General features: G+C 73.4%; 21 protein-coding genes. 8 read left to right on the top strand and 13 right to left on the bottom strand.

Annotated features, from left to right (window positions below):
• Positions 1 to 23 precede the first annotated feature (23 nt).
• From Ani05nite_RS18325 to Ani05nite_RS18335, 3 genes are read right to left on the bottom strand one after another with little or no spacing between them, the layout of a single operon-like run.
• On the bottom strand, positions 24 to 704 hold the full coding sequence (locus tag Ani05nite_RS18325) for a GOLPH3/VPS74 family protein (RefSeq protein ID WP_203769797.1): 681 nt from the start codon (positions 702 to 704) through the stop codon (positions 24 to 26).
• Entirely contained in the window at positions 701 to 4099 is a 3399-nt protein-coding gene (locus Ani05nite_RS18330) for a CDP-glycerol glycerophosphotransferase family protein (RefSeq protein ID WP_203769799.1), read from the bottom strand. Before Ani05nite_RS18330 ends, Ani05nite_RS18325 begins: the two co-directional genes overlap by 4 nt.
• Positions 4092 to 6170: a bifunctional glycosyltransferase/CDP-glycerol:glycerophosphate glycerophosphotransferase gene (locus tag Ani05nite_RS18335; RefSeq protein WP_203769801.1), complete on the bottom strand. Its 2079-nt coding sequence runs from the start codon at positions 6168 to 6170 to the stop codon at positions 4092 to 4094. The genes Ani05nite_RS18330 and Ani05nite_RS18335 overlap by 8 nt, the downstream gene beginning before the upstream one ends.
• A gap of 132 nt (positions 6171 to 6302) precedes the next feature.
• Between Ani05nite_RS18335 and Ani05nite_RS18340 the strand changes: the two genes are divergently transcribed.
• Entirely contained in the window at positions 6303 to 6836 is a 534-nt protein-coding gene (locus tag Ani05nite_RS18340; protein ID WP_203769803.1) for an acyltransferase, read from the top strand.
• 39 nt (positions 6837 to 6875) lie between these two features.
• Here Ani05nite_RS18340 and Ani05nite_RS18345 read toward each other — a convergent pair whose 3' ends face one another.
• From Ani05nite_RS18345 to Ani05nite_RS18355, 3 genes are all read right to left on the bottom strand, one after another.
• The gene (locus Ani05nite_RS18345) at positions 6876 to 8159 is read right to left on the bottom strand and encodes a nucleotide sugar dehydrogenase (protein WP_203769804.1); all 1284 of its coding nucleotides are present in this window, start codon (positions 8157 to 8159) and stop codon (positions 6876 to 6878) included.
• A 27-nt stretch (positions 8160 to 8186) separates the two neighbouring features.
• Positions 8187 to 9761, bottom strand: coding sequence for a glycosyltransferase family 2 protein (locus tag Ani05nite_RS18350; protein ID WP_203769805.1), 1575 nt, complete (start codon positions 9759 to 9761; stop codon positions 8187 to 8189).
• Between the two features lie 117 nt (positions 9762 to 9878).
• On the bottom strand, positions 9879 to 12011 hold the full coding sequence (locus Ani05nite_RS18355; RefSeq protein WP_203769806.1) for a glycosyltransferase: 2133 nt from the start codon (positions 12009 to 12011) through the stop codon (positions 9879 to 9881).
• Between the two features lie 100 nt (positions 12012 to 12111).
• Between Ani05nite_RS18355 and Ani05nite_RS18360 the strand changes: the two genes are divergently transcribed.
• The 3 genes from Ani05nite_RS18360 to wecB all read left to right on the top strand — a co-directional run bounded on the left by Ani05nite_RS18360 (position 12112) and on the right by wecB (position 14757).
• The gene (locus Ani05nite_RS18360; protein ID WP_203769807.1) at positions 12112 to 12753 is read left to right on the top strand and encodes a class I SAM-dependent methyltransferase; all 642 of its coding nucleotides are present in this window, start codon (positions 12112 to 12114) and stop codon (positions 12751 to 12753) included.
• Between the two features lie 13 nt (positions 12754 to 12766).
• A complete protein-coding gene (locus tag Ani05nite_RS18365) occupies positions 12767 to 13594 on the top strand; it encodes a hypothetical protein (protein ID WP_203769808.1) in 828 nt (275 codons plus the stop codon).
• A gap of 71 nt (positions 13595 to 13665) precedes the next feature.
• Positions 13666 to 14757 (top strand): non-hydrolyzing UDP-N-acetylglucosamine 2-epimerase, encoded by a 1092-nt coding sequence (wecB, locus tag Ani05nite_RS18370; protein ID WP_203769809.1) that lies wholly within the window; start codon positions 13666 to 13668, stop codon positions 14755 to 14757.
• A 33-nt stretch (positions 14758 to 14790) separates the two neighbouring features.
• Here wecB and Ani05nite_RS18375 read toward each other — a convergent pair whose 3' ends face one another.
• From Ani05nite_RS18375 to upp, 7 genes are all read right to left on the bottom strand, one after another.
• Complete coding sequence (locus tag Ani05nite_RS18375; protein WP_203769810.1) at positions 14791 to 15381, bottom strand: hypothetical protein; 591 nt, start codon at positions 15379 to 15381, stop codon at positions 14791 to 14793.
• Positions 15378 to 16757, bottom strand: a complete 1380-nt coding sequence (locus Ani05nite_RS18380; RefSeq protein ID WP_239130181.1) for a glycosyltransferase — start codon at positions 16755 to 16757, stop codon at positions 15378 to 15380. Before Ani05nite_RS18380 ends, Ani05nite_RS18375 begins: the two co-directional genes overlap by 4 nt.
• Positions 16754 to 17305: a hypothetical protein gene (locus Ani05nite_RS18385; protein WP_203769811.1), complete on the bottom strand. Its 552-nt coding sequence runs from the start codon at positions 17303 to 17305 to the stop codon at positions 16754 to 16756. The genes Ani05nite_RS18380 and Ani05nite_RS18385 overlap by 4 nt, the downstream gene beginning before the upstream one ends.
• A gap of 31 nt (positions 17306 to 17336) precedes the next feature.
• Positions 17337 to 18533 (bottom strand): glycosyltransferase family 4 protein, encoded by a 1197-nt coding sequence (locus tag Ani05nite_RS18390; RefSeq protein ID WP_239130214.1) that lies wholly within the window; start codon positions 18531 to 18533, stop codon positions 17337 to 17339.
• Positions 18533 to 19540, bottom strand: a complete 1008-nt coding sequence (locus tag Ani05nite_RS18395) for a Gfo/Idh/MocA family protein (RefSeq protein WP_203769812.1) — start codon at positions 19538 to 19540, stop codon at positions 18533 to 18535. Before Ani05nite_RS18395 ends, Ani05nite_RS18390 begins: the two co-directional genes overlap by 1 nt.
• Positions 19537 to 20643, bottom strand: coding sequence for a DegT/DnrJ/EryC1/StrS family aminotransferase (locus Ani05nite_RS18400; protein WP_203769813.1), 1107 nt, complete (start codon positions 20641 to 20643; stop codon positions 19537 to 19539). The genes Ani05nite_RS18395 and Ani05nite_RS18400 overlap by 4 nt, the downstream gene beginning before the upstream one ends.
• A gap of 302 nt (positions 20644 to 20945) precedes the next feature.
• The gene (upp, locus tag Ani05nite_RS18405) at positions 20946 to 21578 is read right to left on the bottom strand and encodes a uracil phosphoribosyltransferase (RefSeq protein WP_203769814.1); all 633 of its coding nucleotides are present in this window, start codon (positions 21576 to 21578) and stop codon (positions 20946 to 20948) included.
• 62 nt (positions 21579 to 21640) lie between these two features.
• Here upp and deoC point away from each other — a divergent pair, with 62 nt between their 5' ends.
• The 4 genes from deoC to Ani05nite_RS18425 are packed head-to-tail and all read left to right on the top strand — an operon-like array spanning position 21641 to position 25883.
• Positions 21641 to 22591, top strand: a complete 951-nt coding sequence (gene deoC, locus Ani05nite_RS18410) for a deoxyribose-phosphate aldolase (RefSeq protein ID WP_203769816.1) — start codon at positions 21641 to 21643, stop codon at positions 22589 to 22591.
• Between the two features lie 9 nt (positions 22592 to 22600).
• A complete protein-coding gene (locus Ani05nite_RS18415; RefSeq protein ID WP_203769932.1) occupies positions 22601 to 24028 on the top strand; it encodes an aldehyde dehydrogenase family protein in 1428 nt (475 codons plus the stop codon).
• Positions 24021 to 24869: an aldehyde dehydrogenase family protein gene (locus Ani05nite_RS18420; RefSeq protein WP_203769818.1), complete on the top strand. Its 849-nt coding sequence runs from the start codon at positions 24021 to 24023 to the stop codon at positions 24867 to 24869. Before Ani05nite_RS18415 ends, Ani05nite_RS18420 begins: the two co-directional genes overlap by 8 nt.
• A gap of 39 nt (positions 24870 to 24908) precedes the next feature.
• Positions 24909 to 25883, top strand: a complete 975-nt coding sequence (locus Ani05nite_RS18425) for a SatS C-terminal domain-containing protein (protein WP_377880686.1) — start codon at positions 24909 to 24911, stop codon at positions 25881 to 25883.
• Positions 25884 to 25909: the final 26 nt, after the last annotated feature.

The raw sequence follows: 25909 nt of genomic DNA on the forward strand, positions 1-25909 counted from the left end.
CGCGGGCGGCCCCGGACCCGCCGTCAGACCTTGGGGGTGCCCAGCGCCGCGGAGATCGCGCGGCTCAGCGTGGCCACCACCAGGGCGACGCTGGGGCGCACGATCGAGTCCTCCAGGTTCATGGTGCCGGAGAAGCCGGCGCCGCTGGCGATCTGCTCCAGCCGCTCGTGGGCCCGGGCGGCCTCCTCCGGCGGCAGCCGCAGCGCGGGCTCCATCCGGGTGGCCACGAGCAGCGTGGCCAGCGCCGCGGTCCGCTCGTCGGGCGGCGCGTCGGTGATCAGGGCCTCGGCCAGCCGCTTGCGGATCTCCGCCTCGTACGCGGGGTCCGCGGTCGGATAGCGGTGCACGTGGATGTGGCCCATCTGGGTCTCGTCCACGTCGCGGACCACGCCCCGCTCGATCAGGTCCTGCAGGACCCGGTTGCGCAGGTTGTGGCGCAGCCGCTGGACCCACTGGGCCGGGGTGTGCGGCTCGTCCGCGGCGGCCTTGGCGAGCACCAGGTCCGCGATCGGGTCGCCGATCGGCGTCGGGTCGTTGACGACGAGGTTCCCGTTCACGTAGGCGATGCGGCCGGCCAACGCGAGATCCACCAGCACGGCCGCGGACATGCCGAGGTCGAGCCCGATGCGGGAACCGGTCGCCTTGCCGGTCTGGTCGTCGTACGCGAGGAGGAGGAGTTCCTCAGCGAGCGCGATGGAGGTCATGGCAAAACGATAGTGGCCTCAGTCACGCCGCCTCCACCGCCACTCCCCCTTTCGCCGGCGACGAGCAGCCAGTCGACCAGGCGCGCGGCCGCCCGGCCCCCGCCCGCCGTCGCATGGTCACGCGCGAACGCCTCAGCGGCCGGCGCCCAGCCGGCGGTCGCCGCGCCGAGATCCCGCACCGCCGCGGCCACCTCCGCGGAGGTCCGCAGCAGCGGACCCGGGGCGGCCGCGGCGAGGTCGACGTTCAGACCCGGCGACGCCTCGAACTCCGCCAGGTCCGGCACGTAGAGCAGGGCCGGCCGGCCGGTGACCGCGAAGTCGGCCAGCAGCGCCGAATAGTCGGTGATCAGCCCGTCGGCCGCGAGCAGCAGTTCGGCCACCCGGGGATGGTCCGAGACGTCCCGGACGGCCGGCGCCAGGCTCAGCACGTCGTCGTCCAGGGCCGGGTGGCGGCGTACGAGCAGCACGTGGCCGGGCGGCAGGGCGGCGGCGACGGCCGGCAGGTCTAGCAGCTTGCCGGGGTCGCTCCAGCCGCGCTTGCGCAGATCCATCGGGCGGCGGGTGGGCGCGTACAGGACCAGGCGGGTGGCGGCGGGCAGGCCCAGGAGCCGGCACACCCCGGCCCGGGCGGTCTCGGCGTCCAGCGTGGTCAGCAGGTCGTTGGCCGGGCGCCCGTACTCCAGCACCGGGCCGTCGAAGCGCAGCTCGCGGCGCAGCACCGGGGTGGCCGAGGCGCCGGGTGAGGCCAGCGCGGTCCAGCGCGCCGCGTCGGCGTCGAGCCGGTCGATCAGGTCCTGGCCGAGCGGGTGGGCGACGGCCGTCGCGCCGAACCGGGCGACCGGCCAGCCGCCGGCGAGCCGGAGCACGACCTGACCGGCGCGCGGCCGGAACCAGCGCGGCAGGTCGTCGTTGGTCACGATCCAGCGGCTGGTGGCCAGCGCCGCGGACCAGGCCTCGGTGCCGTAGGTGACCGGCTCGGCGCCGGGAGGCACGGTCCGGCCCCGCTCGGTCGTCCAGCGCGCCGGCGGGGCGTCCGGCCGGCCGCTCAGCTCGGCCAGCAGCGCGGCGGGATCATCGGCGAACCGGCGGCCCGGCGCGGCGTCGAAGAGCACCGCGTCGTCCAGGGCGGTCCGCTCGGCGTGCGGGCCGGGCCCGGCCGGCTCCGGCGCGGGCGCCTCGACGACCAGCACGGTCCGGTCGCTGCCGGCCGCCCGCAGCACGCTGCGCACCCCGTCGGCGGCCGTACCCCAGCTGGGCAGGCCGGCCGTGACGGCGCCGGCGAAGCCGAGCGCCACGGTCGTCGGGCGCCGCCTCCCGGCCGACCGGAACGTCAGGTCCCAGGTGCCCGCCACCAGCGGCAACGGTCCCGCGAGGCCGGGCCCGGCGGACGGGTCGACGACCACCTCCCAGCGGCCCCCGGTGACCCGCAGCGGCAGGCCGATGTCCTTGCGCCGGCCGCGCAGCCGCAGCAGCAGTTCCCCCTCGACGTCGGGTCCGTCGCCGCCGAGCACCAGGGCGCCGTCCCGGCGCCACACCGCGGAGGTCACCACCGGGCCGCGCGGCCGGGTGGCCACCGACACGTGTCCGGCCTCGGAGACGGCGATGAAGACCTCGTCGGTGCCGTACGCGGTGCGCAGCGGCTCGTACCCGTCGTCGGCGACGAGCTGGACCGCCCTGTCCCGGACCACGATGTCGACCCGGAAGTGCTGGGCGTACAGGCCGGTCGCGTGGTTGTCGTCGGTGACGTCGAGCGCCACGCCGGCCAACGGGAGGCGGGCGGTGAAGGCGAAGCCGTCCGGGACCGCGGTGACCTCGGCGGGTGCCCGGTGGGAGACCAGGCCGCGCGCCCGGCTCAGCTCGACCCGTACCGGCCCCTTCGGCCGCCGGCGCAGCCGGCCCACGAGCACCAGGTCGTCGCCGTCGCGGTGGCCGGCGGTCAGCCAGCCGTCCGACTTGCTGACCCGCAGCCGCAGCCGGCCCTTGGTGACGATCGGCGCGACCCAGACACCGGCGTCCACCCGGCGGCGGGGCAGCGGACCGGTCCAGTCGTCGGGCACCCGCAGCGCGGCCCGGCGCACGGTGATGCCACGGGCGGCGGCGACCGCGACCGTCCAGTTCCCGCTGCGCCAGACCTTGCCGTTGCGCAGCGCCGCCGGATTCACCGACACGGCGAAACCCGCCGCCTGCTCGGCCGGGGTGGCTCCGGGATCGCGGTGGGCCCGCGCCCGCAGCGGGATCCGGCGCCGGCCGCCCTCGCTGGACAGCCAGAGCAGCCGCAGCGAGCCGAACCGGCGCGGGACGCCGCCGGGCACGTACGCGTGGCCGGTGAGCTCCAGCCGGTCACCGTGCCAGGCGAGGGTGCGGACGGCGGACTCCAGCCTCGGCCGCGGCGGCGCCTTCGGCCGGCGGAAGCCCCGGTCGATGAACTCGACCAGATCGTCCATGCGGCCGTCGCGGACCAGTTGCCAGTGCCGGCGGACCGGGGCGGGCTGGCGGTCGACGGCGCCCGGGTCGAGCCCGGCCAGATAGCCGGTGGCCAGCTCCTGGAAGGTGCGGCGGAACTCCGGCGAGGCCGCCGGCAGGAACTTCAGGTACGTGCTGAGCTTGTCCCAGATCGCCTGTTCCTCGTACTCCCGCAGCAGGTCGTCCCGGCCGGCCTCGCGCAGCAGCCGGCGGGTGAGGTCGACCGAGAAGAACCGGTCGACGAGGTTGCGCAGATCGTGCGTCGACTGGGTGATCGAGCGGACCGCGCCCTCGCGGACCCGCCAGAAGTAGATCGGCTCCTTGACGACCGCGACGCTGCGGGCGAGGGCGTGCGCCGGCACGGTGACCGGCACGTCCTCGAAGAGCCGGCCGACCGGGAACGAGAACCGGTGCGCGTCGTAGAAGTCGCGGCGGTACAGCTTGTTCCAGATGGTGCGGTCGCGCAGCAGCTCGGGGCGGCGGGACACGTGGGTGTCCAGGTCAGTGGTCACGATCGCCTTGTTGTGCGGCGCACCCCGGTACGTGCCGCGCGAGGAGTACCGCCGTACCCCGCCGCTGGCGAAGTCCGCGCCACCCGCGAGGGCCTGCACCAGCAGCTCGTACGCGTGCGCGGCCAGCACGTCGTCGCTGTCCACGAAGGCGAGGTACTCCCCCGTGGCCAGCGGCACGGCCACGTTGCGGGCGGCGCTGAGCCCGGCGTTGGCCTGCCGGACGAGCGTGAAGCGCGGGTCGGCGGCGGCGTACTCCGCGGCGATGTCCGCGCCGCCGTCGGTGCTGCCGTCATCGACCATCAGCACCTGCAGGTCGCGGTACGTCTGGGCGCGCAGCGAGTCCAGGCAGTCGCGCAGGAAGGGCGCCACGTTGTAGATCGGCACGACGACGCTGACCAGCCCCGGCACCAGCTCAGACATCGGCGAACACCCGCCGGACCACCCGTTCGGCGGCCCGGCCGTCCTCCAGGGCGCAGAAGCGCTCGCGGAACCGGGCGCGGGCCGCGGCGGCCTCGGCGCCGTCCACCTGGCCGGTGCGGAACGCGGCGACCAGCTCCTCGACCGTCCGGGCGAACGTGCCGGGATGCTCGGTGGCCAGGTCGAAGGTGACGCCGCGGACGGCCCGGTAGATCTCCCAGTCCGGCGCGAAGATGACCAGCGGCCGGTCCAGCACCGCGTAGTCGAACATCACCGAGGAGAAGTCGGTGATCAGGACGTCGGCCGCCAGGTAGAGCGTCTCCACGGTGGGGAACGCGGACACGTCGGTGACCCGGGGGTGCCGGGGCGGGAAGCCGGCCAGGCCGTAGAAGTAGTGGCCGCGCAGCAGCACCCGGGTGTCCGGGCCGAGCGCCTCGGCCAGCGCGTCCACGTCGAGCACGGGGGTGAAGGCCGCGTGCCACTCGCGGTGGGTCGGGGCGTAGAGCACCACCCGCTCGCCCGGCGCCAGGCCCAGCTCGGCGCGGGCCGCCGCGACGTCCGCGGCGGTCGCCACGGCGAGCCGGTCGTTGCGCGGATAGCCGGTCTCCAGCGTCTCGCCGCGGATCGGGAACTGCCTGTCCCAGAGCAGCGTGGTGTGCCGGTTGGCGGTGATGCTGAAGTCCCACTTGGCGATGTTGCGGCGCATCCGCCCGGCGTCGAAGCCGACCGTGGACGCCGGGAACTTCGGCTGGTCCAGGCCCATGGTCTTGAGCGGGGTGCCGTGGTGGGTCTGCACGTGGACCGCGCCCGGCCGCTTGACCACCTCCGGCGGGAAGGTGGCGTTGTTGATCAGATACTTGGCGCGGGCGATGGTGCGGTAGTACGCCCGGCTGCCGGAGACGACGTGCTCGACGCCCCCGGGCAGCGGCCGGTGGCCCCGCTTGACCACCCAGACCCCACGGATGCCGGGGGCCAGCTCCCGGGCCTTCTCGTAGATGGCCGCCGGGTTGCAGGCGTAGCCGCGGTACCAGTACGCGGCGTAGACGGCCAGGCTCTCGTCGATCGGGCGGCGCAGCTGCCACCTGTAGTACCAGCGCAGGGCGGGCTTGCGCAGGCGGGCCCGGGCGGCCCGGGGCGCGTCGCGGACCGCCCGCACCAGGTTTCCGGCGCCGCGCCTCACCCGGAAGGCGGCGAACGAGCCGGCGGCGAGGGGGCCAGGCGGGCGCTCGCCGGGGGCGTGCCGGCGCGCCAGGCCGGACACCGCGGCGAACATCTCCCGGCGGGCGTCGCGGGGCATCCGGGCGTCGTCCTGCAGGATCGTCAGCAGCTCGGCGACCGCCCGGTCCAGCGCCCGGCGGCGCAGCGCGGGCGGGGCGGCGGTCACCACGGGCCGGCTCAGCGCGTCGTCGTACTGGGCGACCGCCTCGGCGTGCCGGGGTGACCGGGTGGTCCGGATCGAGCGGTCGCGGTCGAGGCGGCGGAGGTAGCAGGCCGGCTCGAACGTGGCCACGGAGGCGGCCTCGGCCAGCACCGCGTACCCGAAGGCGACGTCCTCGTACCAGCCGGGCCGGAAGCGGATGCCCGCCCCGGTGAGGAACTGGCGGCGCACGACCAGCGTGCCCAGCGGGGGCGCCTCCCGGGTCAGCGCCTCGGCGCCGGTGGCCACCGACCGCGGCGTACGCCAGCCGGACACGGACCGGTCCCAGCGCTCGCGGGCGGCGCCGACCACGAGCACGTCGGGCTTCTCCTCGCGCAGTCGCGCCTCGATCGCGGCGAGCGCGCCGGGCACGATCCGGTCGTCGCCGTCGACGAACCAGACGTACTCGCCGGAGGCCCGGTCGAGTCCGGCGTTGCGGGCCGGGCCGGGACCGCCGTTGGCCGTGAGGTGCACCACGGTCAGCCGGTGGTCGCGCGCGGCCCGCTCGTCGAGCACCTCGCCACCGTGGTCCGGGGAGGCGTCGTCGACGCCGATCACCTCGGCGTCCACCGTCTGCTGGTCGAGCACCGATTCCAGTGCCTCGGCGAGATATCCCTGGACGCCCCACGCGGGGACGACGACGCTGATCATGGTCATGGTCATGGTCATGGCGGGGCGCGGGCCGTCCTGCGAGCTCTCGGCGGGAAAACGCCCAGGTTAGCACCGCTGACGTGCCGGAATTGTTTCCCCCGTGTCGGCCGCGGGCCGGTCAGGGCCCACAATGCAGCGATGGAACACACCGACAATGACAGCAGCCGGCCGCCGTTCGTCCATCCCTCCGCGGACGTGGAGGAGGGCGCCACGCTCGGTGCCGGGACGAAGGTCTGGCACCTCGCGCACGTCCGCTCGTCCGCCGTGGTCGGCGACGACTGCGTGATCGGGCGCAACGTCTACCTGGACGCGAACGCCGTGGTGGGCAGCCGCGTCAAGATCCAGAACAACGTCTCGGTCTACCAGGGCGTGACGATCGAGGACGAGGTGTTCGTCGGGCCGTGCGCGGTCTTCACCAACGACCTGCGCCCGCGGGCCCAGAACCCGGACTGGAAGATCACCCCGACGCTGGTCCGGCGCGGCGCCTCGATCGGCGCCAACGCGACGCTGATCTGCGGCATCGAGGTCGGCGAGTACGCGATGATCGCGGCCGGCTCGGTCGTCACCAAGGACGTGCCGCCGTACCAGCTGGTGGCCGGCAACCCGGCCCGGCCGCGGGGCTGGGTGGACGAGAGCGGCGAGATCGTCAGCCGCGAGGCCGAGCGCCCCTGACCGGTCCCCGGGGCGGCCGTGGCCGCCCCGGGACCGGCGTCAGCCGCCGATGACGATCCGGCGGATCCCCGCCAGGCGCTCCGGGTCGGTGGTGCGGCGACCGTCGACCAGCACCGTGACGCCGGGCAGGTCCGCGGCGGTCAGGCTGCGGTACTCGGCGTGGTCGGCCTGCACGACCGCCGCGCCCAGCTCCTCGCCGTTCCACGGCGGCAGGCCCAGGGCGGTCAGCTCGGCCGCGGAGTACATCGGGTCGGACACGTACGGCTTGGCGCCCCGGCGGCGCAGCTCCTCCACGGCCGGGAAGACGCCGGAGAACGCCGTCTCCTTGACCCCGCCCCGGTAGGCGGCGCCGAGCACCAGCACGCCCACCCCGGTCAGGTCGCCGACCGCGGCGGCGAGCAGGTCCACCGCGTACGCCGGCATCGCCGCGTTGGCCTCGCGGGCCGAGCGGACCACCGTCGCCGACGGGTCGTTCCACAGGTACAGCCGCGGGTAGACCGGGATGCAGTGCCCGCCGACGGCGATGCCCGGCCGGTGGATGTGGCTGTACGGCTGGGTGTTGCAGGCGTCGATGACCAGGTTGACGTCGACGTCGATGGTGTCGGCGTACCGGGCGAACTGGTTGGCCAGCCCGATGTTGACGTCCCGGTAGGTGGTCTCGGCCAGCTTGGCCAGCTCGGCGGCCTCGGCCGAGCCCAGGTCCCAGACGCCGTTCGGGCGGCTCAGGTCGGGGCGGTCGTCGAAGTCGAGCACGGCCTCGTAGAACTCGACGCCCCGCTGGGCCGACGCGGCGTCGACGCCGCCGACCAGCTTGGGGTACTTGCGCAGGTCGGCGAAGACCCGGCCGGTGAGCACCCGCTCGGGGCTGAAGACCAGGTGGAAGTCGCGCCCGGCGACCAGGCCGGAGCCCTCCTCCAGCAGCGGCGCCCAGCGGGTGCGGGTGGTGCCGACCGGCAGCGTGGTCTCGTAGCTGACCAGGGTGCCCGGCCGCAGGCCGCGGGCGATGTCGCGGGTGGCCGACTCCATCCAGCCGAAGTCGGGGACGCCCTCGGCGTCGACGAACAGCGGCACCACCACGACGACGGCTTCCGCCTCGGCGACCGCGGCGGCGGTGTCGGTGGTGGCGGTCAGCAGGCCGGCGTTGACCGCCTGCTTGAGCTTGACGTCGAGGTCGGCCTCGCCCGGGAAGGGCACCAGGCCGTCGTTGACGGTGCGCACCGTCGGCTCGGAGACGTCCGCACCGATCACGGTGTGCCCCTTGGACGCGAACTGGACGGCGAGCGGCAGCCCGATCTTGCCCAGGGCGACGACACAGATCTTCATGCTGGGGTACATCCTCCTTGGCGCGGGTCAGCGCTTGGGGCGAAGCCGGCGCGCGAGACGGCCGGCGATCCGGCGGGGGGTGACGATGGTGCTCACGACGTGCAACCTGGCGTTCTCGTCGAGCTCAGCACCCACGAGGTGGAAACGAAGGCCACGCCGATGGAGGATACGCGCTGCCGACGAGAGGTCGAAGGCGGTCACCGGAAGACTGTGCGACTCGCCGCGGGTGCTCCAGGTGAACCGGACCCGCCGGCGCTGGCGCGGCTTGCGCTGACCGGCCACGAGATCGTCGACCGCCAGGTAGCCCAGCACCCGGGTGCCGCCGTCGGTGTCGTTGGCCGACTCGGTGAGCGCGGCCGGGCAGTCGCCCGCCGACACCTGCGGCGCCGGCTCGTCGCCGCGGTGCAGGTTGGGCAGCGAGGTGTGCCAGCCGACCAGCAGGGCGCGCCGGCCGTCCGGGGTACGCCCCCAGCGCACGCTGGCCGGCCCGGTCTGGTGGACCAGCTGCCGCACGTGCGAGGTGGCGTCGAACCACTCGTCGGGGAAGCCGCGGGCCGGGTCCCGGAAGCCGGGGAAGTTCAGGTAGTACCGGTCGTCCTCGGCCACCACCGGGGTCAGCCCGTGCTCGGCGTAGTGCTTCGCGACCGCCAGCAGGTCGGGCACGGTGCCGTACTGGGCGATGCTGAGCGGGATCCGGTGCCGCACGTCCAGGGCGGCCCGGATCTCCTCGCTCAGATAGGTGTCGGCGAGCTTGCGGACCCCCTCGGTCACCCGCAGCTGTTCCTCGTGGTCGGCCTCGAGGAAGCGCTTGCCGAGCAGCTTGCCCAGCTCCCAGGTGAAGTGCCGGCGCAGCACCGCGTCGCGCGCCTGCGGGTCGGTGATGACGTCCGCGACGGTGTCCATGATCAGCGCCGCGTCCTGCACGAAGCCGGACAGCGAGGTGCGGTACGTGATGTTGCTGGAGTCCGTCCGGCGCACGGCGTAGTAGTACTCGTAGTCCGCCCGGACCGCGATCCGCCGGGCCACCATCACCGCGCGGATGGTGAACGGCTGGTCACTGCCCGACCGCAGCTCCTCCGGATACCGGATGTGGTGCTCCTCCAGCAGCGAGCGGCGGAACAGCTTGGTGTTCGACAGCGCCCAGGGCAGCGCGGAGTTGGTCAGCGTGATGTCGTCGCGGTTGCCCGGCGCGAACACGGCCTGGCTGACCACCCGGCCGCCCGCGCCGACCAGCCGGCCCAGCACGATGTCGGCGTCCAGGTCGTCGGCCGCGGCGACCAGCCGTTGCAGCGCCTCGGCGCCGAGGTAGTCGTCGGCGCCGACGAAGAAGACGTACCGGCCGGTGGCCAGCTCCAGGGCCCGGTTGCTGGGGCCCGCCGGGCCGCCGGAATTCTCCTGGTGCAGCACCTTGAACGTGCCCGGGTGCCGGGCCGCCCAGCGGTCCAGCTCGGCGCCGCTGCCGTCGGTGGAGCCGTCGTCGACCGCGATGATCTCCAGCCGGTCCACCCCGATGCTCTGGTCGACGAGCGAGCGCAGGCACTCCGTCAGGTACGGCATCGTGTTGTACACGGCCACCACAACGCTGACGTCGGGCCCACCCACTACGCGCCTCCCCGGCACCTCAAGTCTGAAAGACGACGGGAGTCTATGACACCCCCGCTCGCCCGTACCGCTGGAACGTCGCCGCTAAGGAGGCGTTTCCTGCATTATGCCGACCGGTTACTTCTGCGGCCCCGCGCCGTTGCCGGACACCTGATCGAGCGACGCCATGACGACCACGCCGGAGTGACCCGCGACGAGCCGGGCGGCCAGCTCACGGGCGGCCGGACCGGCGGCCACCACGCAGCGGGTCCGGGCCAGGTCGAGGCCGGGCAGCACCGTGCCCCGCACCTCGGACCAGAGCGCGTCGGCGCGCCGCCGGGTCCATCCCGGACCGGTGAGCACCGCCTCCGCCTTGCGCGCCCCGCGCCGATGCAGCCTGCGGGCCCGCCGCAGCAGCACCTCCAGGCCCGGCCCGGGCCGGCGGCGGGCGGCCCGCAGCAGGCCGTCGACGACCCGGCCCGGCACCCGGCTGAGCACCACGTCCTCGGCCTGCCGGAGGCGTTCCAGGCCGGCGCCGGCCCGTAGCCGGTGCACGGTGACACCCGGCTCGGCGCCGATGCCGTCCACCGTCGTCAGCACGTCCACCCGGGCGCCGCCGGCCACCGCCCGGGCGAGGCCGGGACCGACCCGGGCCGCGGCCGCGTCGTCGGTGACGACCACGACGATCCGATCAGCGCCGGGCGGGTCCGCCGGCCCGGCGGCCGCCGCGCCCGTACGGTCGATCGGCTCGCCGTACCACCGCCGCAGTTCGGCGGCCACGGCGTCCTTGCCGTACCGCGCGCGCAGCACGTCCCGCGCGGCGGCCAGGTCGAGCCGGGGCAGCTCCGCGGCCAGGGCCCGGAACGCCTCGGCCACCTGTTCCGGCGTGCAGTCCACGTCGATCAGCCGGCCGGCCACGCCGTCCAGGCCGGCCATGGTCTCGCGCGGGCCGTCGCTGCGGGCCACCAGCACCGGCAGCCCGGCGCCGACCGCCTCCACCACGGTCATGCCGAACGTCTCCTTGGCGCTGAGATGCACCAGCAGGTCGTGGGCGTGCATGAGCGCGGCCACCCGGTCCGGCGGCACCGGCGGCAGCACCCGGACGCGGTCGGCCAGCCCCAGCTCGGCGGCCCGGCGCGCCAGCTCGTCGGCCAGCGGCCCCGAGCCCACCAGGGTCAGCGTCCGGGCCGTCCGCTCGGCGGCGGCCACCGCGAACGCCTCCAGCAGCACCCGGACGCCCTTGTGCTCGATCAGCCGGCCGACGTAGAGCCACCGGTCCAGCTCCGTCACGGGCGCCGCGCGGACCGTGAAGCCGTCGAAGTCGATCGGGTTCGGCACCAGCTGGACCTTGTCCGCGTGCCGCGGGAACTCCGACCGCAGGTAGTCGCGCAGGCCACCGCCGACGCAGAGCACCACGTCGGCCCGGTCCAGCATGGCGGCGTACCGGCGCCGCACGCCGGCCTGGCCGAGCACCCGGGCCAGGAAGGTGGCGTGCTCGGTGACCACGACGCGCGCCTGCGGGTGGGCCAGCGCGGCGGCCACGGCGCCGCCGTACAGACCGGTGTGCGCGTGCACCACCGGCGCCTCGATCCGGCCGGTGGGCAGCGCCGCCCGGACGGCGTGCACGTGGGCGTCGATCCACTGCGGGTAGCCGCCGGCCGTGAGGCTGGGCACCGCCACCCGGCACAGCTCGCCCTGCGGGGTGTCCGTGACGACCCGCATCGCGGCGCGGGCGGCCAGCCGGTCCGCGACCGTGTCCACGGCGTCCGGTGACGCCTCCGCGCGGGGATAGAACCAGCCCTCGCTGTGCACCGTGACGACGGTGTCGAAGCCGGAACGGACCGCGTCCGTGGTGGTCTGCACGAACGCGCCCGCGAAGTCGTCGTTCGGGCCGGGGTACCAGGGGGTCACCACGGCGAGATCGGCCTGCCGGGGGCTGCGGGCCGGCGTGGCGCCGGGCTCGGTGGCGACGCTGACGTCCGGCCGCCGCCGGGCCACCGCCCACGCCGGCACCAGCGCGGGCGCGTCCCCGGCCACGAGCGCGGCGCCGGGCGGCAACGCGCCGCCGGCCAGGAACTGCCGCACCGCCCGCTCGTCGCGGAGCCGGCGCAGCAGCACGCCGGGCGGCGCCTCGACCTCGGACCAGGCCGGCCGGTCGAGCACCACGAGCGTCACGTCGGCGCCGTCCCGTGCCGCCTGAACGGTCAGTCGTAGCGCTGCGTTGATCCGCCGGCTGCCGAGGGCGAGATAGACGAGTTTCCGGCGCGACATCCCGTTCCTTTTCTGTGAAGTTGATGACCACAGCGCGCACCGAGGTACTACTCTGCGCAGGTTCGCGTCACCTGCTCCCGCTGCGAAGGTGGATCATGTCATGACGCTTCTCACCGACGCGGAAGCCTCGAAGTACTGGAACGAGCGTCATCAGCAGGAGACCGATCTGCGGTCGGGCGGCGACATCTCGTTCGACGAGGCGACCAACTATATGTTCTACCTGCGGCGACTCACCATGCTGATGGACCGCGTCGGGCTGCAGAACAACCCGGTCGCGCCGCTCTACCTGCTGGACGCCGGCTGCGGCAAGGGCTACTTCAGCCGGGAGCTGGCCAAGTTCGGCCACCAGGTCGACGGCATCGACGGCAGCGAGGCGGCCATCGCGCACTGCCGCGAGCTCGGCGGCGGCCCGCGCTACCACCGGACCACCCTCTCCGGCTGGCGGACGCCCTGGCTGTACGACGTCGTGTTCACCGTCGACGTGCTCTTCCACATCCTGGACGACGCGGAGTGGGAACGCTCGACGCGTAACCTGGCCTCGCTGGTCCGGCTCGGCGGCAAGCTGATCGTCGGCGACTGGGGCGAGGACGGCGACCACGTCTACGGCAACTACCAGGTGGTCCGGGGCCGCGACCGGTACCTGCCGCTGCTGGACGCCTGCGGTATGCGTTTCGACGGCTGGGAGCCGTACCGCTTCCGGCGCAGCCCCATCGGGCTCTACACCTTCACCCGCATCGGCTGAGAACGGCGGCGACATGCTCATTCACGAACTCCTCCCCCTCGTCGGCGACGCGCAGAGCGTCGTGGAGGTCAGCCAGAGCGGCGACGCGCTCCGCGAGCTGCTGCGGGCCCCGGCGGCGTCGGCCTACCGGGCGTACGTCCCGGACGGCGAGAAGATGGACGCCGGCACCGTGGTGGTCGCCTTCCTGGGCCCCAAGCCCGAGGCCCACATCGACGCCGAGACCGTCGCGCCGGCCCTGCGCGAGCTGCCCGTGGGTGGGCGGGCCCTGCTGCTGCTCGGCTGGCCGGTGCCCGAGCTGCCGTACCACCGGCTGCTCGACGAGCTGGTCACCGCCGGCCTCCAGGTGCTCCAGGTCGTCCCGCTGGACAAGGTCTCCCGGCACGGCGCGCACTGCGCGGTCCTGGCCGCCCGGGTCGACCGGCTCGCCCCGCTGCGCACCCACCTGTCGGACGCCCCGCTGGACCTGGCCGGGGAGGCGCCCGACCTGCGCGCCCTGCTCCGGCTCACCGGCGAGTACGTGTTCGGCGACCTGCTCAGCCGCCCCCTGCGCCGCAACCTGGCCGCGGCGGGCGACCGGATCAAGGAGCAGGACGAGCGCATCCGCGCGCTGGAGAAGGAGATCGCCGCCCGCGACGCCACGATCGCCAAGGCCGAGAGCCGGCTCGCGCGGGCCCGCAACGACCTCGCCGACCTGCGCGCCTCCACCACCTTCCGGATCGGCAACACGGTCGTGCAGGGCGCCCGCCGGCCCACCCGGGGCATCGTCAGCGTCCCGGTGGGTCTGGTCCGCATCTGGCGCAAGCGGGGAACCCCGGGCGAGCGTCCCGGTCCGCAATCCTGAAGCCGTACACCCCTGTATGGTGGCCGTCGAACTCGACCCAGCCGGTTCCTGACCACACGGAGAAGACTGCGATGAAGGTTTTGAGCATTGTCGGCGCCCGGCCGCAGCTGGTGAAGCTGGCGCCCATCGCGCAGGCCTTCGCCGGCACGGACCACGAGCACGTCATCGTCCACACCGGACAGCACTACGACGTCAACCTCTCGGACGTGTTCTTCACCGGCCTGGGCATCCCGGACCCCGACGTGCACCTCGGCGTCGGCTCCGGCAGCCACGGCGTGCAGACCGGCGCCGTGCTCAGCGCGATGGACCCGGTGCTGGAGCTGGAGAAGCCGGACTGGGTCCTGGTGTACGGCGACACCAACTCGACGCTGGCCGGGGCCGTGGCCGCGGTCAAGATGCACATCCCGGTCGCGCACCTGGAAGCCGGCCTGCGCTCGTTCAACCGCCGGATGCCCGAGGAGCACAACCGGGTGCTCACCGACCACGCGGCCGACCTGCTGCTGGCGCCCACCGAGGAGGCCGTGCGCCACCTGCGGGCCGAGGGCCTGGGCGACCGGGCCGAGCTGGTCGGCGACGTGATGGTCGACGTGTGCCTGCGGGTCCGCGACGACGTCCTGGCCGGGCGGCACCCCGCCCCGGCGCTGCCCGACGGCATCGACCCGGAGCAGCCGTACCTGCTGGCCACGCTGCACCGGGCCGAGAACACCGACGACCCGAAGCGGCTGGCCCAGCTGCTCGGCGCGCTCGCCGAGCTGCCCGTGCCGGTGGCGCTGCTGGCCCACCCGCGGCTCGTGGCCCGGGCCGAGGCCCAGGGGCTGAAGCTGCAGCAGGGCGCCGTGCACGTGGGCACGCCGCTGCCGTACGCCTCGATGGTCGCCGGCGTGCTCGGCTCCGCCGGCGTGGTCACCGACTCGGGCGGCCTGCAGAAGGAGGCCTACCTGCTGGGTCGTCCGTGCACGACGCTGCGCACCGAGACCGAATGGGTGGAGACGCTCGAGGACGGCTGGAACCACCTCGTGACGGACCCGGCCGAGCTCGGCGACGGCTGGACCGCGCTGGCCACCCGCCCCGCCCCGCAGGCCGAGCGGGGCACCCCGTACGGCGACGGCGCCGCGGCCAAGCGGGTCGTCGAGGTGCTGGCCGAACGCTTCGCCGCCCGCTGACGGGCCCCACCCGGGGGCCCGCCAGGGCTGCTGCTACTTGTCGCCGACGTACGGCTTGCGGTCCAGGGCCGTCGTCGTGCGGACCCCCGGGTAACGCCGCGACAGCCGCCAGGCCAGCGGCACGGCCGGCTGGTCGGCGGCCACGATCCGGTCCGCGTGGGCCAGGTCCAGGTCCACGGCGGGACCCTGGCCCCGGCGCGACAGGATCAGCGGGCGCATCACCCGGAACGTCGGCCAGAACATCTTCTTGTGGATGCCCTTGGACACCTTGGACTGGGCCCGCCGGGTCAGCGCCAGGCCCGCGTCCACCTTCTTGAGCGCCGGGCGGCCCACGGTCAGCGAGCGGGCCTTGCCGAACGCCTTGGCGGGCAGGGTGAACAGCAGGCCCCGCTCGATCCGCCGGATCGTGATGTCGGACGCCTCGACGTCGAGCACCCGGTGCACGCGCACCTGCGGATCGAGATCGGCGTCCTGCGTGCTGCTGCTCTCCGCGACGAGCAGGTCGACGTCCACGCCGGCGTCCACGAGATCCTGCACATAGGACTTCACCCGGGTGGTGAGCTTGTAGCTCAGGGCGATGACGACGACGCGCGGCTTCGTCACCGGGCCGGCTGGCGTGCTCACGACGACACCTCCTGAACGGTCGACGGGCGGACCAGGGTGCGCATCCGGGCCTCCAGCGGGGCCAGCAGGGTGTCCCGCTTGAAGGTGTCGGCGTGCCGGCGGGCGGCCGCGCGGACCTCCGGGCCGGCCTCGCGGGCCGCCTGCCCGGCCTCGACGAAGGACTGCGCCAGCTTCTCGGGGTCGAGGCTGTCGGCGTGGAACCACAGCGGGTAGCCCTCGAGGACCTCGCGGGCGGCGATGTCCGGCGCGTGCACCGAGACGATCGGCCGGCCGGTGGCCATGTACTCGAAGATCTTGCCGGAGGTGACGTAGCGGCCGCCGGCGGCCAGGAACACCAGCACGTCGCTGTCGGCGTAGACCGACGACACCTCGGTCTTGGACACCGGCCCGCGCAGCCGCAGCCCGGCATCCGTGGCCGGATCCACCTGACCGGCGGCGTCGAGACCCAGCCGGGGCAGGAAGCTGGCGTGGCTGTGCTTGAAGAAGCCGAGGTGGCCGAAGAGGTTGAGCTCGGCGCCGGCCAGGTCCGGGTGCGCCCGGGCGATCCGGAAGGCCTCCGCCATCTCCTCCACCGGCTGGTGGGTGGTGACCGTGCCGAGGTAGCCGAACTTGAGCGGGCGCTGCGGCGTGGTCGCCGGCTCGGCCGGCTCGGCCGGGGGCAGCTCGAGCAGGTCCGGGTCCCAGCCGTTCGGCACGACCATCATCCGGTCGGCCGCCTTCGGGTACCGGTCGGCGTGCCAGTCGCGCAGCGCGTTGTTCACGAACACCGTCGCGGCCGACTTGCCGATGACCCGGCGCTCCCACTTCCACGTCGGATGCTTCGGCGGGTACGCGGGCTCGTCCTTGAACAGGTCGAGGGTCCACGAGTCGCGGTAGTCGATCACGTACGGGATCTTGGCCAGCTTGCCGATCGCCCAGCCGGCGGCGAAGGCGGAGAACGGGTTGCCGGTGGCCAGCACCGCGTCGAACTTCTCCCGCCGGTGCAGCTTCAGCGCCTTGGCGACCGACGAACGGGCCCAGGAGACGTACTGCTCGGGGAACTGCCTGGCCTCGCGCCAGTCGAAGAACTTCTTGGACACGGTGGGCAGCGTGCCGCGGAACCAGCTCATGTTCTGCAGCTCGTGCTCCCACCGGAAGGTGTCGAGCTCGGGGCGTTCGACGGTGATCCGCGGGTCGACGGTGTCGAGCAGCTTCTCGTCCGTGGAGCCGATCACGTCGTACAGGAACCCCAGCGGCGCGGCGAAGACCGTGACGTCCCAGCCGGCCGCGGCGAAGTGGTTCGCCGTCGCGCGGGCCCGGTAGACGCCGCTGGCCCGCGACGGGGGGAAGTAGAAGGCGAGATAGAGCAGGCGAGGACGCCGTTCGCTAGCGGTCATGCCTTGTCCTCATGGTCCACAATTTCCCCTTGCCGCCCGGAGCTGGTCACCTGGTCGATACGGAACGCGATCCGCGGGCGGTGGCGGCCGGCCGCGGCGAGGCGCTGCGCCGCCGGGAACGACTGCGGATCCGTCACCACGAGCGTGTCGAACCGTCCCCACCGGCGGTTGAACTCAGCCAGTGGACGGTCGGCGGCGTCGCGCCACAACCGACCGTACAGGGGCAGGAACACCCGCTTGTGCAGCGGGCGGCCGATGCGCCGGTCGTACGCCGACACCAGCCGCTTGCCGCGGCGACCCCCAGCCCGGCGCAGCAGGGCCTTCGGCGCCCGGTGCAACACCAGCCGCTCGGCGGTCAGCGGCCAGTGGTCCCGGCCCAGCCCGGCCAGCTCGACCAGCTCCACCCCGGCGGCGAACTCGTCGCCGGCCCAGGACTCCGCCCGGTCGACCAGCACGACGGGGCGCTCACCGGCCTGCACCAGCGTCCGGGTCTCCTCGGTCACGGCCAGCCGCCGGTTAGCACCCAGGGCCAGGAAAAGAACTCGCATGATGCTCCATGATGCTGTCGTTGGTTCCGGCTCAGGGCCGGGACTGCGGGGAGAACCAGGCGTCGTGGTGCTGGTGGGCCACGGCCTGGTAGCCGTACCGGTCCGCCAGCGTGCGGCGGGCCCGCTCCAGGTCCATGCCGCCCGGGAAACGGTCACGCAGCTGCTCGTAACCGGCCACGATGGCCGCGCTGTCGTCCTCGATCGCGATCAGCTGCCCGGCGTCGGTCTCGATGCCCGCGAGCGTCTGCTCCGGGCCACCGCACCGGGTGACGATCACCGGCATGCCGGCGGCGGCCGCCTCGATCACCACGACCCCGAAGGTCTCGTACCGGCTCGGGTGCACCAGCACGTCGTGCTCCCGCATCAGGGCCAGGGCCTCCACCGGCGACAGCGCGCCGGCGAAGGTCACCGCGTCGGCGACACCCAGCTCCGCGGCCCGCTCGCCCAGCCGGCCGCGCAGCTCCCCCTCGCCCACCAGGGTGAGGGTCAGGTCGGGTTCCTGCCGGCGGCAGACCGCGAAGGCCTCGAGCAGCCAGCTGACCCCCTTGCGCTCGATGAGCCCGCCGACGAACAGCCAGCGGTGCAGCGACTTCACCGGCTCGGCGCGCGGGGTCGCGAAGTCGATCGGGTTGGCGATCGGCCGCAGCTTGCCCGCGTGCTCGGGGAAGGCCGTCGCGAGCTGCTCGCGCAGCTCGTCGCCGACCACGAAGAACGCCTCGCAGGCGCCCAGCACCTCGGCGTAGCCGGCGTGACCGTCCGGCTCGGCGAGCATCCTGTCCAGGAACGTGGCGTGCTCGGTGACGAACAGCCGGCTGCCGGGCCGCATGTTGCGCAGCGCCGGCAGACCGCCGAGCAGACCGACGTGGGCGTGGACGACGTCGGCGGCGATGGGTTGCCCGCCGAGCGCGACCTTCAGCGACTCGGCGGCCCGCCGGGCCTGCTCGGCGAACGGCAGCGCCCGGGGCATGGGCACCGGCACCGTGACGAGATCGGCCCCGCCGACCGTACGGCTGGGCGCGGTCGCCGACGGCATGAGCGCCCGGAACGCCTCAGCGATCCGGGCGTCCTGCTCGGGCGAGAGCCGGGCCACCCAGCTGTCGCAGTGGTACACCGTGAACGACTCCGTGCCCGGTGCGGTCGCCTCGGTCATGGCCTGGACGAACGCGCCGCGGAAGGGCAACTGCGTGCTGGGATACCACGGCGTGACGACGGCGACGGGGCCGGACATCACGCGCGCTTCGGGGGGATCACGACCGTCGCGCCGCTGGTGGCCGACCGGAGCACGGCCTCCGCGACCTCGACCGTGCGCATGCCCTGCCGCAACGTGACGATGTCGCTGTCCTTGCCCTCGACGGCGTCCCGGAACCGCTCGTGCTCGACGAGCAGCGGCTCGCGCTTCGGGATCGCGTACCGGACCATGTCGCCCTCGGCCACACCGCGGAACGCCCGCAGCGCCTCCCACTCGGTGTCGACCGCGCCGTTGGCGTAGAAGGTGAGGTCGGCGGTGAGGGTGTCGGCCACGAAGCTGCCCTTGGCGCCGGTGATGACCGTGGACCGCTCCTTGAACGGGCTGAGCCAGTTCACCAGGTGGTTGGCCATCAGGCCGTCGCCGAGCGAGGCCACGGCGGATACCATGTCCTCGTGCGGGCGGCCGCTGCGCGACACGGTGCGGGCGGAGACGTCCAGGTATTCGTGGCCGGTCACCCACGCGGTCAGGTCGATGTCGTGCGTGGCCAGGTCCATCACCACGCCGACGTCGGCGATCCGGCCCGGGAACGGGCCCTGCCGCCGGGTGACGATCTGGTAGATGTCACCCAGCTCGCCGGCCTCGAGCCGGGCCCGCAGGCTCTGCAGGGACGGGTTGTACCGCTCGATGTGACCCACCGCGCCGACCAGGCCGCGGCTCTCGAACGCCGCGACCAGCTTGCCGGCCGCCTCGACGGACGGGGCCAGCGGCTTCTCGATCAGCGCGTGCACGCCGGCCTCGGCCAGCCGCAGGCCGATCTCCTCGTGCAGGGCGGTCGGGCAGGCGATGACCGCGTAGTCGAGCTGGAGCGCGAGCAGCTGCTCGAGGTCGGCCACGACGGGCACGCCGTGCGGCGCGACCGCACCCGGCGCCGGGTCGAGCACGCCGACCAGCTGCACGCCGTCCAGCAAGTTGAGCACCCGCGCGTGGTTGCGTCCCATCGCGCCCAGGCCGATCAGGCCGGCGCGGAGTCCGGTCGGCGCGCTCATGCCCGCGCCGCCACGGTGTTCACGCTCTCCACGATGCGCTCGAGCTGCTCCTGGGTCAGGCTCGGGAACACCGGCAGCGACACGACCTCGCGGGCCGCGCGGTCGGTCTCCGGCAGCTTCCAGTCGCCCACCTGGCCGTCCTCGTTCAGGTACGGGCGCAGCTCGTGGATCGGCGTCGGGTAGTAGACGGCGTTGCCGATGCCCAGCTCCTTGAGCCCGGCCTGGAACGCGTCCCGGTCACCCTGGACCCGGATCGTGTACTGGTGGTAGACGTGCCGGGCGCCCTCGGACACCGGGGGCACGACCACGCCGGTCAGGTTGGCGTCGAAGTACGCGGCGTTGGCGCGGCGCTGCTCCGTCCAGCCCTCGAGCTGACCGAGCTGGACGCGGCCGATGGCGGCGGCGACGTCGGTCATCCGCATGTTGGCGCCGACGATCTCGTTCTGGTAGCGCGCCTCCATGCCCTGGTTGCGCAGCAGGCGCAGGGTGCGGGCCAGCCCGGCGTCGCCGGTGCTGATCATGCCGCCCTCGAGCGAGTGCATGTTCTTGGTCGGGTAGAAGCTGAAGCAGCCGGCCGCGCCGAAGCTGCCCACCGGCGTGCCGTTCAGCGCGGCGGCGTGGGCCTGGGCGGCGTCCTCGACCACGGCCAGGCTGTGCTGCCCGGCGATCTGCATGATCCGGTCCATCGCGGCCGGGTGCCCGTACAGGTGGACCGGCATGATCGCGACGGTGCGGGGCGTGATCGCCGCGGCGACCGCGTCGGGGTCCAGGCAGAAGCTGCCGGCCTCGATGTCGGCGAACACCGGGGTGGCGCCGACCAGGCGCACGGCGTTCGCGCTGGCGGCGAACGAGAACGACGGGACGATGATCTCGTCACCCGGGCCGAAGCCGAGCGCCATCAGCGAGAGCTGCAGCGCCGACGTGCCGGAGTTGACGGCCACGCAGTGCCGGCCGCCGACGATCTCGCCGAACTCGGCCTCGAACGCGGCGACCTCGGGGCCCTGCACGACCATGCCGCTGCGCAGGACACGAACGGCGGCCTCGATCTCGGCCTCACCGATGACCGGACGGGCGGGCGGAATGGCGTCCTGCAGCCCAGACATGGGCGGTCCTCCTGTGTACACGTGGCTGATGCAACGCCGGGAGTGAGCTGTGACGTGGCTCGACGGCACCGGCACGGCGCTTGGCGGCCGGAACAGTACCTTACCGAGACGTGAGATCGCCTACCGTACGCATCGGCCGCAACCACCTCCGACGTGCCCCAGGGCTATCAGATGGGCCCGGCCTTTGTCACTTTGCGTGACCCGTTTCGGCGAATCGACGGTGAATTCGCCGCCGCCCGCGCCGGACTGTGATTCGCTCGCCACGCCCCGCGGTCGGCGGTGTTCACCAGGATTTCACACCCTCAGAACCGCGGCATCCCGCCGAACTGCCGGTCACCGGCGTCGCCGAGGCCCGGGACGATGTACATCTTCTCGTTGAGGCCCTCGTCGATCGAGGCGGTGACCAGGCGCAGCGGCAGGCCCGAGCCGCGCAGCCGCTCGATGCCCTCGGGCGCGGCCAGCACGCAGCACACGATCACGTCGGTGCAGCCGCGGTCGACCAGCAGCTGGCAGCAGTGCACCAGCGAGCCGCCGGTGGCCAGCATCGGGTCGAGGACCAGCACCGGCAGGCCGGAGAGGTCACCGGGCAGCGACTCCATGTAGGCGCGCGGCTCGTAGGTGGCCTCGTCGCGGGCCAGCCCGACGAAGCCCATCGACGACTCGGGCAGCAGGGCCAGGGCGGCGTCCGCCATGCCCAGGCCGGCCCGCAGCACCGGCACGATCAGCGGCGGGTTGGCCAGCCGGGTGCCCTGGGTCGGCGCCACCGGGGTGCTGACCGGGAACTGCTCGACGGCGAAGGTGCGCGCGGCCTCGTACACGACCATGGTGGTGAGTTCGTGCAGAGCGGCGCGGAAGACCCCGGAGTCGCTCTGCGCGTCGCGCATGACGGTGAGGCGGGTCTGGGCCAGCGGGTGATCAACGACGAGTACGTCCACGCCGATCAACCTACCGGGGTTATCCAAGATCAACTGTCGGCGGGCTGCGTAGAATCGGTCTCATGACTGCGACAGTGACGTCCAGGCTGTCCGGCGTGTCCGGTTCCGCCTTCAACCTCCGGTCTTTCCTGCACGGACTGCCGGGCGTGGACAAGGTCGGCGTCGAGGCCCGGGCGGCGGCCCTCGGCACCCGGTCGGTGAAGACGACCGCCAAGGCGGCGGCGATCGACCTGGCCATCCGGATGGTCGACCTGACCACGCTGGAGGGCGCGGACACCCCCGGCAAGGTCCGGGCGCTGTCGGCCAAGGGCGTGCGCCCCGACCCCGCCGACCCGACCTGCCCGCACGTGGCGGCCATCTGCGTCTACCCGGCGATGGTCCCGGTCGCGGCCGAGGCGCTGGCCGGCTCCGGCGTCCACCTGGCCAGCGTGGCCACGGCCTTCCCGTCCGGCCAGGCCCCGCTGGAGGTCAAGCTGGCCGACACCCGCGACGCCGTCGCCGCCGGCGCCGACGAGATCGACATGGTGATCAGCCGGGGCGCGTTCCTGTCCGGGCGCTACGACTTCGTGTACGACGAGATCGTCGCGGTCAAGCAGGCCTGCGGGTCCGCCCACCTCAAGGTGATCCTGGAGACCGGCGAGCTGGGCACGTACGACAACGTGCGGCGGGCCTCCTGGCTGGCGATGCTGGCCGGCGCCGACTTCATCAAGACCTCCACCGGCAAGGTGCCCGTCGCCGCCACGCTGCCGGTGACGCTGGTGATGCTGGAGGCGGTCCGGGACTTCCGGGCGCAGACCGGGCGCCAGGTCGGCGTCAAGCCCGCCGGCGGCATCCGCACCACCAAGGACGCCATCAAGTACCTGGTGCTGATCAACGAGACGGTGGGCGAGGACTGGCTCGACCCGGACTGGTTCCGCTTCGGCGCCTCCTCGCTGCTCAACGACCTGCTGATGCAGCGGACCAAGCTCACGACCGGCCACTACGCCGGCCCCGACTACTTCACCCTGGACTGAGGCATGTCCTTGTTCGAGTACGCCCCCGCGCCCGAGTCCCGCTCGGTCGTCGACATCGCGCCGTCCTACGGCCTGTTCATCGACGGCGAGTTCGTCCCCGCCGCCGCCTCCGGCGGGGTCTTCAAGACCGTCAACCCGGCCTCGGAGGAGGTGCTCGCCGAGATCGCCGAGGCCGGCGCCGAGGACGTCGACCGCGCCGTCGCCGCGGCCCGGCGGGCCTTCGGTCCGTGGTCGGCGCTGCCCGGCGCCGAGCGCGCCAAATACCTGTTCCGGATCGCCCGGATCATCCAGGAGCGGGCCCGCGAGCTCGCCGTGCTGGAGTCGCTGGACAACGGCAAGCCGATCAAGGAGTCCCGCGACGTCGACGTGCCGCTGGCCGCCGCGCACTTCTTCTACTACGCCGGCTGGGCCGACAAGCTCGAGTACGCCGGCTTCGGCCCGCGGCCGCGGGCGCTGGGCGTGGCCGCCCAGGTGATCCCGTGGAACTTCCCGCTGCTGATGCTGGCCTGGAAGATCGCGCCCGCCCTGGCCGCGGGCAACACGGTGGTGCTCAAGCCGGCCGAGACCACGCCGCTGTCCGCGTTGTTCTTCGCCGACATCTGCCGCCAGGCCGACCTGCCGCCGGGCGTCGTGAACATCGTCACCGGGGCCGGCGAGACCGGCCGGGCGCTGGTCGAGCACGCCGGCGTCGACAAGGTCGCCTTCACCGGCTCGACCGAGGTGGGCCGGCAGATCGCCCGGTCCGTGGCCGGCACCCGCAAGCGGCTCACCCTGGAGCTGGGCGGCAAGGCGGCGAACATCGTCTTCGACGACGCGCCCATCGACCAGGCGGTCGAGGGCATCGTCAACGGCATCTTCTTCAACCAGGGGCACGTCTGCTGCGCCGGCTCCCGGCTGCTGGTCCAGGAATCGGCGTACGACGAGGTGCTCACCGCCCTCAAGCGCCGGATGGCCACGCTGCGGGTCGGCGACCCGCTGGACAAGAACACCGACGTCGGCGCCATCAACTCGGCCGCGCAGCTGGCCCGGATCCGCGAGCTGTCCGACGTCGGCGCGGCGGAGGGCGCGGAACGCTGGTCGCCGCCGTGCGAGCTGCCCGCGCAGGGCTACTGGTTCGCGCCGACCATCTTCACCGGCGTCACCCAGGCCCACCGGATCGCCCGCGAGGAGATCTTCGGGCCGGTGCTGTCGGTGCTGACCTTCCGCACCCCGGACGAGGCGATCGAGAAGGCCAACAACACGCCGTACGGCCTGTCGGCCGGCATCTGGAGCGAGAAGGGCTCACTGATCCTGGCCGTGGCGGACAAGCTGCGCGCCGGGGTGGTCTGGGCCAACACGTTCAACAAGTTCGACCCGACGTCGCCGTTCGGCGGCTACAAGGAGTCCGGTTACGGCCGCGAGGGCGGCCGGCACGGCCTGGAGGCGTACCTTGCCTGAGTCCCTGTCCCCCGCCAAGGCCGCCGCCCGGGGTGGCCGGCTCGCCGTGCGGAAGACCTACAAGCTCTACATCGGCGGGGCCTTCCCCCGCAGCGAATCAGGACGGACCTATCTCGTGGACGGCGACAACGTGGCTCTCGCCTCCCGCAAGGACGCCCGCGACGCCGTCGTGGCCGCCCGCAAGGCGCAGCCGAAATGGGCCGGCGCCACCGCCTACAACCGCGGCCAGGTGCTCTACCGGATCGCCGAGATGGTCGAGGCCCGGCGGGCCGAGTTCATCGCGCTCGGGGTGCCGGCCGCCGAGCTGGACGCGGCCGTGGACCGCTGGGTCTGGTACGCGGGCTGGTCGGACAAGATCGCCCAGGTGCACGGCGGCGCCAACCCGGTGGCCGGCCCGTTCTTCAACATCTCGGCGCCCGAGCCCACGGGCGTGGTCGGCGTGGTCGCCCCCGACTCGTTCCTCGGGCTGGTCAGCGTCATCGCGCCGGCCATCGTCACCGGCAACACCGTGGTGGTGCTGGCCGCGGCGCCGCAGGTCGCGGTCACGCTGGCCGAGGTGCTGGCCACCTCCGACGTGCCGGGCGGGGTGGTGAACATTCTCACCGGTCACGCCGCCGAGACCGCGCCCTGGCTGGCCTCGCACGACGACGTCAACGCGCTCGACCTGACCGGCCTGGCCGACCAGGACCTGGCGACCGAGCTCGAACGGGCGGCGGCCGGCAGCCTCAAGCGGGTGGTCCGGCCCCCGGCCGACACGCCCGACTTCACCGCCGACCCGGGACTGGGCCCGATGACCGCGCTGCTGGAGACCAAGACCGTCTGGCATCCCAAGGGTTTCTGACCTCGGTCGGCCTCCCGTCAGGAGCGCACACTAAGGTGTGTGCCCAGACTCACCCCGTCCGAACAGCTCGCCAGAATCAACCCGGAGGTCACCGTGACCAGCCAGTCGCCCGAAGAGGGCTCGACGGTCAAGGAGGAGAAGGCCGTCGTCACGGACGGGCTCTCCGGCCGTGAGCTGTGGGACGAGGTCCGCATCTCGCCCGTCGAGATCGCCATGCCGGGTGGCGTGGCGTTGACGCTGCGGGCGTACCGGCTCGCCTCCGAGCTGACGCCGACCGAGACCCAGACCGACGAGGACGACCCCTTCGACGCCCGGGAGCGTGCGGCCGCGGCCCGCGCGGCCGAGGAGGAAGAGGTCATCGTCGACGACGAGTTCGCGGCGCTGGTCGCCGAGGGCGACACGGGTACGAAGTCCGAGCGCAAGTCCGACGGCACCGTCACCACCGAGGACGGCGAGGTCGTGGCCGAGCCCGACGCGGCCGACTTCGCCGACGAGCCGGAGGAGGCCGAGGAGCCGGAGGAGGAGGACGAGGAGGTCCCTGTCTTCCTGAGCCACAAGGGCCGGCTGCTCGCGTTCAAGACCCCCGAGTCGCTGGTCTCCTTCATTCGATCGGGTGCCCCGCACGACCTGGCCCAGCTCGACACGTGGCCGACCGTGGCGGAGCGGGTACAGTCGACCGACATCGACCCCGCGCCGGACGACCGCTACGAACTCGATCTCGTGGTGGAGAACCTCCGCGGTGGTCACGACACGTGGGATCTGCCGCTGCTCATCGCCGCCGGCGAGGTGGCCAGAGACCTGGGCCACGCCCTGCGCCTCAAGCCCGTGATCCTGGCCCTGGCGCCGGGATCACCGCTCGACGACCTGGACGAGTCTCTCCGGGCGGCCGAGAGTGGCGGAATGGGCGGTTTCTTCGGACGGCGCAAGCTGCGTAAAATCGGGGCGCAACAGGCGAGTCTGGGTTGGCGCTCGATTATCGGCAAGATCTCTGCCGCTGTGGACTGGCGCGACTGACCCCTCAACAGGGACCATCAGTCCTT

It is taken from the genome of Actinoplanes nipponensis, assembly GCF_016862275.1.
Classification (GTDB): Bacteria; Actinomycetota; Actinomycetes; order Mycobacteriales; family Micromonosporaceae; genus Actinoplanes; species Actinoplanes nipponensis.